The organism is Corynebacterium sp. ES2775-CONJ, assembly GCF_024814515.1.
In the GTDB taxonomy this organism is placed as follows: Bacteria; Actinomycetota; Actinomycetes; order Mycobacteriales; family Mycobacteriaceae; genus Corynebacterium.
The window spans coordinates 280745-290597 of the sequence record NZ_JANUXT010000004.1 but is presented as its reverse complement, the minus strand read 5'-3'; the positions used below and the strand labels follow the sequence as shown (position 1 = coordinate 290597).

Annotated in this window: 7 protein-coding genes and 4 tRNA genes; 4 read left to right on the top strand and 7 right to left on the bottom strand. The window is 51.7% G+C overall.

Annotated features, from left to right (window positions below):
• Positions 1 to 342 precede the first annotated feature (342 nt).
• Positions 343 to 1599: a UDP-N-acetylglucosamine 1-carboxyvinyltransferase gene (murA, locus tag NXT01_RS06880; protein ID WP_259078989.1), complete on the bottom strand. Its 1257-nt coding sequence runs from the start codon at positions 1597 to 1599 to the stop codon at positions 343 to 345.
• 39 nt (positions 1600 to 1638) lie between these two features.
• Here murA and NXT01_RS06875 point away from each other — a divergent pair, with 39 nt between their 5' ends.
• On the top strand, positions 1639 to 2220 hold the full coding sequence (locus NXT01_RS06875; protein ID WP_259078988.1) for a cob(I)yrinic acid a,c-diamide adenosyltransferase: 582 nt from the start codon (positions 1639 to 1641) through the stop codon (positions 2218 to 2220).
• Positions 2221 to 2272: 52 nt separating this feature from the next.
• On the opposite strand, the gene ramA is transcribed toward NXT01_RS06875, so the two are convergent.
• Positions 2273 to 3112, bottom strand: coding sequence for an acetate metabolism transcriptional regulator RamA (ramA, locus tag NXT01_RS06870; protein WP_259078983.1), 840 nt, complete (start codon positions 3110 to 3112; stop codon positions 2273 to 2275).
• A 908-nt stretch (positions 3113 to 4020) separates the two neighbouring features.
• Between ramA and cysK the strand changes: the two genes are divergently transcribed.
• A complete protein-coding gene (gene cysK / locus NXT01_RS06865) occupies positions 4021 to 4956 on the top strand; it encodes a cysteine synthase A (RefSeq protein ID WP_259078976.1) in 936 nt (311 codons plus the stop codon).
• 86 nt (positions 4957 to 5042) lie between these two features.
• Positions 5043 to 5633, top strand: a complete 591-nt coding sequence (gene epsC / locus NXT01_RS06860) for a serine O-acetyltransferase EpsC (RefSeq protein WP_259078972.1) — start codon at positions 5043 to 5045, stop codon at positions 5631 to 5633.
• Positions 5634 to 5671: 38 nt separating this feature from the next.
• On the opposite strand, the gene NXT01_RS06855 is transcribed toward epsC, so the two are convergent.
• The 5 genes from NXT01_RS06855 to NXT01_RS06835 form a co-directional block, all read right to left on the bottom strand.
• The gene (locus NXT01_RS06855) at positions 5672 to 5965 is read right to left on the bottom strand and encodes a GNAT family N-acetyltransferase (protein WP_259078971.1); all 294 of its coding nucleotides are present in this window, start codon (positions 5963 to 5965) and stop codon (positions 5672 to 5674) included.
• Between the two features lie 53 nt (positions 5966 to 6018).
• Positions 6019 to 6094: transfer RNA gene (locus NXT01_RS06850), tRNA-Phe, on the bottom strand.
• 22 nt (positions 6095 to 6116) lie between these two features.
• Positions 6117 to 6190, bottom strand: a tRNA-Asp gene (locus tag NXT01_RS06845).
• 331 nt (positions 6191 to 6521) lie between these two features.
• Positions 6522 to 6595, bottom strand: a tRNA-Asp gene (locus tag NXT01_RS06840).
• Between the two features lie 32 nt (positions 6596 to 6627).
• Positions 6628 to 6703, bottom strand: a tRNA-Glu gene (locus NXT01_RS06835).
• Between the two features lie 866 nt (positions 6704 to 7569).
• Here NXT01_RS06835 and NXT01_RS06830 point away from each other — a divergent pair.
• Positions 7570 to 9753 carry a hypothetical protein gene (locus tag NXT01_RS06830; protein WP_259078970.1) on the top strand — a complete coding sequence of 728 codons (2184 nt, stop codon included), beginning with the start codon at positions 7570 to 7572 and terminating at the stop codon, positions 9751 to 9753.
• Positions 9754 to 9853 lie beyond the last annotated feature (100 nt).

Here is a 9853-nt window from a genome sequence, read left to right as displayed (position 1 = left end):
TCACAGCCAAAACCGATCATGCCAACAAACAGCTCATATCTTCGGTCAAAAACCAAGCAAGCCACACTCACCGGCCACCAAAAACACCACACCATTCACCAACACAACCCAACTGCAATCAAAAAAACAAAAAAACAATTGGCACACTATTGAGTTCTCAAACAACACACACCACACACAAACCACATGCGCAGCAACCACAAACCATACAACCTAACACCACACAGCGTCAAATCGCACCAAGCTCATGCACCACCACGACCAACCCTGGCCGCAACGACCCACATAAAACTACACACCCCACACCAAACACACAAATCCCCAGCACACAACGGGTAAATGCTAGTCACCTACGCGTTGTATTTCAGCTCCCAACCTTTGGAGGTTCTCTACAAACTGAGGGTAACCACGATCAATATGGTGCACGTCGCGAACCTCCGTCGTTCCCTCGGCACACAACGCAGCTAGGACAAGGCCAGCGCCAGCACGGATATCCGAAGACCACACAGTCGTTGAACTTAGTTGCTTTACTCCGCGCAGAACCACATGGTGGCCATCTACTGTGGCATCTGCACCCAGGCGCAGTAATTCGTCGACAAAACGGAAACGCGATTCAAAGATATTCTCGGTAATGACGCTCGTTCCATCAGCGACGGTAGATAAACCAATTGCCATGGGCTGAAGGTCGGTGGGGAACCCAGGAAAAGGGAGAGTCTGATAATCAACTGCGCTGGGTCGGCGGTTCATGGTCACTCTAAAGCCGTGTTCATAGGATTCGACCACAGCTCCCGCACCTTTCAACTTTTCCAAGGCAAGGTGAAGATTTTTGGGATCAATGCCTTCTACAGTGATATCGCCTTGAGTCATGGCTGCTGCGTACGCCCAGGTTCCTGCCACTATACGGTCGCCAATAACGATATGGTCAGCAGGCTGCAGCCGCTCGACCCCAGTAATGGTGATGGTTGAGGTACCTTCTCCGGTAATATCCGCACCCATTTCACTTAACATGCGGCATAAGTCGACAATTTCGGGCTCGCGGGCAGCGTTATGCAATATCGTCGTGCCTTTGGCTAAGACGGCCGCAGTCAGGATATTTTCAGTCGCACCCACGGAGGGGAAATCCAGGCGGATATCGGCTCCGTGCAGACCACCAGCTTCGGCGACTACAGCACCGTGTTTGATAAAGGTTCGTGCGCCCATCTTTTCCAGCCCAGACTGATGCATATCCAGAGGTCGCGATCCAATGGCATCCCCTCCAGGTAGTGCCACTACGGCGCGACCACACCTGGCGGTGAGAGGACCCAGGACGCATACTGACGCGCGAAAATGTCGCACCGCGTCGAAGTCGGCCTCGGACGACAGTGTAGCGGGAGTAGTGATACTCACCGTGGAGCCGTCAATACTGAGGGTGCAGCCCAGCCCCTCGAGAACCTCGCCCATGAGGGGAACATCGAGGATTTCAGGGCAATTTCTAAGCACGGTGGTCCCCTCAGCGAGCAATGCTGCCGCCATAAGTTTGAGTACGCTGTTCTTCGCACCGCTGACACTCACTGATCCACGGAGAGTTGCGCCACCTTTTACCAAAAATCGATCGCTCACAAGGCCTAAGCATACTTAATTTGCGGGTACTGTGGAGATATGGCTGTTCACTTGACAAAAATATATACCCGCACCGGCGATGACGGTACGACTGGTCTGTCAGACTTCTCTCGGGTACCAAAAAATGATCCGCGATTGGTGGCCTATGCCGAGTGCGACGAACTCAACGCACACCTAGGTCATGTGGTGGCGCTCGCCTCCCTCGACGAGAAGATTCTGGACATAGTCAGACGTATTCAGAATGAGCTTTTCGACGCTGGCGCCGATCTGGCTACACCTATAAAGGAGGATTTAGGCTACGAGCCTTTGCGAATAACGCCCGACTATATCAGCCGTTTAGAGGCTGATTGCGATCACTTCAACGAATTGCTCGCACCCTTAGATTCTTTTATTCTGCCGGGAGGAACTCAGCAGGCAGCACTTATGCATATCGCACGAACTGTATGCCGACGAGCTGAGCGCTCTGCATGGGAGGCGGTGGAGGCCTTTCCTGACACCACATCCGTCATGCCCGCGAAATACCTCAATAGGCTCTCAGATTTGCTGTTCATCTTGTGCCGATTGGCCAATCCCGACGGCGACGTGAAGTGGGTCCCTGGCGGCAAGCGCGAAGGCGCATAACAAAAAAATGCCACCCCAAATCCTTTTCGGGGTGGCTTCATTGTGTCTTGCTTTAAGGTAGAGCACCGATGCGCCGAGCCGCGTTGACGGCCTCATAGCGGGTGTGTGCACCGAGTTTGCGCATAACAGAACGCAGATAGCTCTTGACCGTTTCGGCACCAATACCCATTTCCTCAGCGGCCTCAACGTTTGTATGCCCTAAGGCCACGCACGAGAGTACGTCTATTTCACGCGCAGACAGTTTCGTCGTTTGCTTCACTCGCACGGGAGCAACCATTTGATCGCATAATTCCTCTAATTCGGCCCGTAGAGTCTCATCGTCTAGGCGGTTAGCGAGCATTCGTAATTTCGAATGGGTCGCACGGATTTGCTCCCACTCCGCACCATTCATCATGCGTCCCTTGGTAGCGCCTCCACGCAATCCCTCAGCGCGCCTTGAGGATGTATTAATAGCAAATTCTTGCTCGAGGCAGCGAGCTGTCATTGTCACCTCTTCGATGACCTTATCGCCCAGTCGCACCGGTGAATGCACACCGACATAGAGCACGCCGCGTACCTCACGGTTAACAATGACTGGTACTGCCACCACAGAATGCAGGCCTTCGTCGTAGATAAGGGCATCAAGCTCGTGGGAAATGACCGTCGCACGCGTGTAGTCCGAAACTCCAACCGGACGCTTTGTGGTCAAGACCCGACCGCCCACTCCAACACCAGGCTCAATGACGAGATTCTGAAGCGCAGGCGTTCGCAGACCAACCCACTGAGTGATTTGAAGTCGATTGTCCGGCGTAAGCGCCGCAAACATTGTAACGGGAATGCCAGTTGCAGTCTTCAGCGAGGCAAGTGCCGAACGAACGGCATCTTCATCGTCTTTCAGTCGCTGGGTATCCACTGCTAACCTCCGGTCTTTCTTGAGAGATAAGGAATTTTTCCTTAGCTGATCTATTAACCGTTCTCGAACGCCCAAGCGGTCGGGGGTAAAAACGAACCGCTCACTGTACCGCCGGGATCGGCCATAGATATGGACATCCAACCACCCCCGCAGCGCGCGGGTTAGAGCCGCTTTTCTTCGAAGACTGGAAAGAAGTCCAGCGAAATTATACCAATGTGGTGGGGGTGAGGTAAAGGCACCCGCATGTCCGAAATTTTCCGATGCGCGGAGAAAATTCACAAAATGGGGGTAGAGATTGCCGCCTAACTGTGTCCATTCGCCCCTTAATGGGTGCCTTTTTCTAAGTTTTCTTTAAGCCTAAATATCATTAGTTTTTGTCATATATTCGGCTGTATTACTTGACACTCACGAGCAAAATGGCTGAGAACTGAGAATTTAATCCAGATTTACCCACCCCCGCCCAGAACTCACTATGCCCTCTTTGCCGCGTCAATTCCCTTGATAACAGTCGGAAGGGAACGGGGGTAGATTTTGTTTAAGTTTCTCCTAAAAAACGGACATTTTTACTTTTATTTGACGATAGCAGTTCTGATTATTGAGATACTTTGCACATTCTCCCAATGAAAATAAATGCCTTAGTAGATTTCATAACTGTCTAAACTAAGCGTATTTATCGAATGCAATAACTACCGCCACAACCTTCTCCTGGCATGAATCAGCAATATCAGCGTTGACAATCGCGTTCAATGAATTAATCTCTACACTGGTAGCTGTCTAATTTACTAGATGATCGAAAGTATACGGTAGACACAGCGGTCTATTGATTTGCTATAGTGGAGCCCTATGAAGACGTCGTTCTTTTAAAAATTTAGATAACAGTACAACCGAAATTTAAGGACTAGCACGCAATGGCTAAAATTCTGAACTCAATTCTCGACACCATCGGTGACACACCACTTGTACGACTAAACCGATTGGGTAAAGATCTGCCAGGTAACGTCCTCGTCAAGCTCGAATTTTTCGGGCCTGCACATTCTGTTAAGGATCGAATCGGCAAGGCTATTATCGACGCTGCGGAAAAAGACGGTGCCCTGAAGCCAGGGGGCACAATCGTTGAGGCAACGTCGGGTAATACTGGTATAGCACTCGCCATGGTTGGCGCGGCTCGCGGCTATAATGTCGTGCTCACAATGCCAGAAACAATGTCTAACGAACGCCGCGTTCTCCTTCGCGCCTACGGCGCCGAGATCATCCTCACTCCTGGTGCTGCTGGCATGCAAGGGGCGGTAGATAAGGCCAACGAAATCGTTAAGGAACGTGAGGGGACGATACTAGCCCGCCAGTTCGCCAACGCCGCCAACCCTGAGGTTCACCGCCGCACTACTGGCGAGGAGATTTGGCGCGACACCGATGGCAACGTCGATATTTTTGTGGCCGGCGTCGGTACTGGCGGTACCGTTACAGGCGCGGGCGAAACTCTGCGCAAGCATAAGCCAGACATTCAAATATACGCGGTCGAACCTGCTGCTTCGCCCCTGCTGTCTACTGGTAAAGCCGGCCCCCACAAAATTCAGGGATTGGGCGCCAACTTCATCCCGGAGATTCTCAATCAGAAAATCTACGATGACGTCCTAACAGTCAGCAATGAAGACGCTATCGCCGCCTCCCGCGAGCTCAGTGCTAAGGAAGGAATACTCGGCGGAATCTCCGCAGGCGCAAACGTGAAAGCCGCCCTCGAACTAGCCGCGCGCGAGGAAAATCGCGACAAGACCATTGTGACTATTATATGCGACTTCGGTGAGCGTTATGTCTCCACCGTCCTCTACGACGATATCCGCGACTAATAACGATCCGTCGCCCCCGCCCCACGGTCTACACGTGGGGCTTTTTATATCATCTTATCGCGGGCACTGCTAGGCTCTTATTTACTATGCTAATTACGCTCATATCCCGGGTTCGAGAGGATCTTCGCAATGCGCGCGAACATGATCCTGCAACCCGAGGCGATATCGAAAACGCCCTAGTTTATTCGGGACTCCACGCCATCTGGTCGCATCGGATTGCGCACTGGCTGTGGGTGCGAGACATCAAGGGTCCTGCTCGCGTCTTGGCGCAGCTAACCCGGTTCGCAACCGGGGTCGAGATTCATCCTGGAGCGACTATCGGCCGTCGATTTTTCATCGATCACGGCATGGGTGTCGTAATCGGTGAGACCACAGAAATCGGAGAGGGCGTCATGCTCTATCACGGCGTAACTCTCGGAGGGCAGGTACTCACTCAGACCAAACGCCATCCCACAATCGAAGATAATGTCACGATCGGCGCTGGGGCGAAGGTTCTCGGACCTATCACGATCGGAGAAGGTTCGGCGATTGGCGCCAACGCGGTGGTAACTAAGGACGTGCCAGCTAAGCATATTGCCGTGGGAATCCCAGCGGTAGCACGGGCTCGTCGCGATGAGGAGTGCATAAAACTCGTCGACCCAGACACTTATGTTAAAGGCGGCAATTTTGTGATTTAAAGGTGGTCGTTCAGCTCGTAGCCGAACGACCATTGTCACTAATTCACGTGATCAGCGTAGGTTTCCCGATTCTTGGAAACAAAATGGGCAACCGCAGAGCAGCTCGGCCTAATGGTGAAACCTTGGGCGATCGAATCATCCAGTGCACCCTTGATCAGCACCTGAGACAGACCGCGCCCTTGGAAGTCAGGGAAAATCTCCGTATGGTGGAAATTTCTCCGCTCGGCGATCTGCCGGTAATCAGCCAGACCGATGAGCGTCGTGCCCTCCATGAGGTGATACGAAGAATTCTGAGAGTCGTGAACAACGGTGAGGTTTGTATTATTAGTCATACGCCTATCCTAACCAAAATGATCCCCGAGCGCTTTTGCACTCGGGGATCTCATGGTGGCACGGACCAGGATCGAACTGGTGACCTTCCACTTTTCAGGCGGACGCTCTACCGACTGAGCTACCGCGCCACTCCTCATATTTCTATGAGAGCGACCCTGACGGGACTCGAACCCGCGACCTCCGCCGTGACAGGGCGGCGCGCTAACCAACTGCGCCACAGGGCCAAATATATGACGTTGCCCAAACAGCGTGGAGACTGTCTGTGCAACGTCTAAGTACTTTACAGGGGTCTTTGATAAGCAACAAATCAGCACTACACAACCCTTTTTTTCAGCAATACAGCCTTAACCATCCTGCGCTTCCTAGGCTAGCACCAAAGCAAGATCATGGTTTCGGAATTCCAGTGCTCCAGCTAATAAGGTTCTACGTTCCTTAATGCCAATAGCGGCTCGTCCATCGCTGGCATTGAACTTCAAGGGCTTATGAGACCTTCAATCTGAGGGCAACCGAGCACAAAAAAGAGAACACTCAATGAGTGTTCTCTTTTTTATCCTGCGACCCTGACGGGACTCGAACCCGCGACCTCCGCCGTGACAGGGCGGCGCGCTAACCAACTGCGCCACAGGGCCGTAGAGCAATCCTAGGTTGATAAAATATGCTCTGGTACTCCCAACGGGATTCGAACCCGTGTCGCCGCCGTGAAAGGGCGGTGTCCTAGGCCCCTAGACGATGGGAGCATAGCTAGAAACTGATTCGACATAAAGCCGATTCGCTGTTGCCAGCTCCAACAGCTTAAACGATATTGTTACGGCAGTGCAAACTCGCACCTAAAACAGCCTTTCCAAGGAATCAGACTGTCCCTATCTATTATCCATTAACCCTCTCGCAATCGATCCAAATCTGGGCAGTGAACTCACCTCAGCATTCGTTAAAAGGGTAGACAATCGTACGAAGTCGTGGGGACTTTGCGGACCGAACCTAGTCCTCAAGGAATTCACCCTACCCCCCAAACATCCGGCTTCGGTAACCACAATTGGTACAGCCGGCAATGATGCCTCCTACCCAAGACTCTCATACAACTAGGGCGCTCAGATTGCGCAACCGTACCGGCTCGTTTGAGAAGTTTTACTCCCTTCCTCGAAGTAACCGGCAGTTCGCTTGCCGGTTTACCCTCTAACGCTTTAGCACTGTTCCATATGTAGCACCGGACGCATCAGAGGTTCTATTATCCTGCCCCCAGATTGCACAGCTTTTAGAAACGGGATTACCACTTTGAGGAGGTGCCCCCAATACCACTGTTTCCGCCGACAATTCAACCGAAGGCGAAGCACGCGTTGTCACCAGGCGGTATTTTTGCAATTTCTAAGGATTAGTAGGTTGTAGCTTGCAAATAGCTACGTCCACGGGCACCCCTGTAGCGCATGTGCTCCTTTTTTAAAGACAATCAGGAATAAAGCCGTGATCAGGCCTTAATCGTCAGCTCCCTCAACGTCCACATATGGCCCCACTGGATCCTCATTCACCCCCACATAAATGTGACGAGCGTCACCTATAATCATAGCTAGTGCGCTTTGGAACACAACAATGACTAAGGTCATTAGGTATGAGAACCAAAACGAAAATACTGTCTCTGCTAGTTGGCACTAGTTTAGTAGCAACCAATCTTGCAACTGCCGCAGCGGCTGGACAGACTTTCGAAGTCACAGGTCAAAACACAGCCGCCGAAGTTCAAGCAGCCATCGCCAACCCCGATTATGACCTTATTAAATTTACCGAGGACCTCACGCTCAGCGAGGGCCTCACCGTGAACCGACCCGTGAACTTTGAAGTTGAAGACGGCATTACACTAAAAATCAACGCAGCTAATAAACCAGGTCTCGATTTCGTGAGCGGTTCGACCTTCCAAAACAACGGAATAGTCAATATAACTGCCACCAAGAATCCAGGCATTAAAGTAACCGCGCCAGGCAGCACAGATGGCGTCACACTCATTGGTGATTCGCGTGATGGGAGTGCTTTTAATATTGGCCCTATCGGATCGAATCAGGCTGGAATCGACGGTCAGTTTCTAAAATCGCCATTCACGGTCAGCGATACCTCTCTGAATATCAAACCAGGTAACGACAACGCATTCGTTTCAGCCATTTTCTCGGATCGTAATAACCCCGATGCAACAGTACTTTTCGATAACTCAAACGTGAGTTTCGAAATGACCAACCGGCTAGAAACGGTAGGCAGATGGAAGGCCCTCGCTTTTTATACGGAGTTGCCAACTGTTTTTAGACACTCTGCAGTGACATCAACGTCCTCGCGTGGATATAATATGTCGGCTGTTTCCATGCCGGGTAGACCTGCTGATCTGACCTTCGAAAATTCAGTCGCAAATCTGATCACCACTCCAGACGCCGTTGCTCATCCGCTGTCGTTTACCTTCCCTTTCTTCGGCAATGCTCCCCTGGTTTCCATCAATACCTCGAAGAACACCGTCACTATTAAAGACAGCGTGGTCACCAGTTCGATTCAATCTGGACTTCGCCATGAAGATTTTCAGTTCCAGTGTTCCCACTACGACGTGTCCGGTACATCAGTTGTTACCGGCGATTCCCTCGGTGTAGACCCAAAACAAAACCGCGCAAGTTTGTGCCCGGAACCTACTTCTACTTTAACTATCTCGGACGATGTCATCTTCAACGTACCAGGGGGCTCGGCACCAGATGGTCTCGATATCACAATCGACGGCGGTACTGTTGACCTTCCCGATGGAGCCACAGCTGTCAATTCTAAAGATCAAGCTCTCACGGAGTTCGTTTCTGAGGGAAGTTTTACCCCATCTGTAGATGTCAATTGCGGCGCTGATACCTACGAGTACCCGGTCAGCAACTCCAATATTGATGGCAAGAAGCACGTCTGGGCTCCCGCGGTTACGGTTGATTACTTCCTTCCTAACGACGTTAAGCAAGATAATCTCGATAGCCCCTTCGCTACCCGAACGCTCATTGCTGGCACCACTGTTGATCAAACCTTGAATTTCACCGACCCATCCGACAAGGGTCCCGTGCAGCTGATCAACGGCGCTGTCCCTGACGACGGTAAAATTTTCCAATTCTACATCTTTGCCCCGACTGACCTCGTCTCAGACGCACCGTTCATTCAGGAATCTGACGGCTCCACTACGCCACCTCTCACCGCAACTACGGTGTGTAAAGACATCAAGGTGACGTACAAGCAGGTCGATTGTAACTGCGATGCTGAAACCTCGACACCAACGTCTACGACCAGTGCGACACCAACCACCAGCACAACCACATCCACGGTAGAGCCACAGCCGTCGACAACCAGTGCGACACCAACCACCAGCACAACCACATCCACGGTAGAGCCACAGCCGTCCACAACGAGTGCGACACCAACCACCAGCACAACCACATCCACGGTAGAGCCACAGCCGTCGACGTCTACCACGGCGCCTGCAACATCAACGTCGACTACGACACCTGAGCCTCAACCATCAACAACGACTAGTGCACCGGCTACGAGCGCTCCAAGCGAGCCTACGGGTTCATCAACTGGTAGTTCCGACGATGGCAGCTCAATTGGCTCCATTATTGGAATCATCTTCGCGATCATTGGAGCCATGGCGTTTCTCTACAATCTTCCGAACATTTTTGACTTCTTCAAAGGTCTCCTAGCCTCCCCGAAACCCGCTCCAGAGCCTGCCCCGCACCGTCCAATCAAACCTGGTATTTCCCGAGGTAAAGGATTTACCAAGTCAGATCAGACACGGTAATCATCATAGGGTCTAAAATCTGATCTCAACTCCTATGCAGAGTAAAAAAAGGAGCTCCTTTTACGTTCACGATAAGCGAAAGCGATTAGCAACCGCTGCT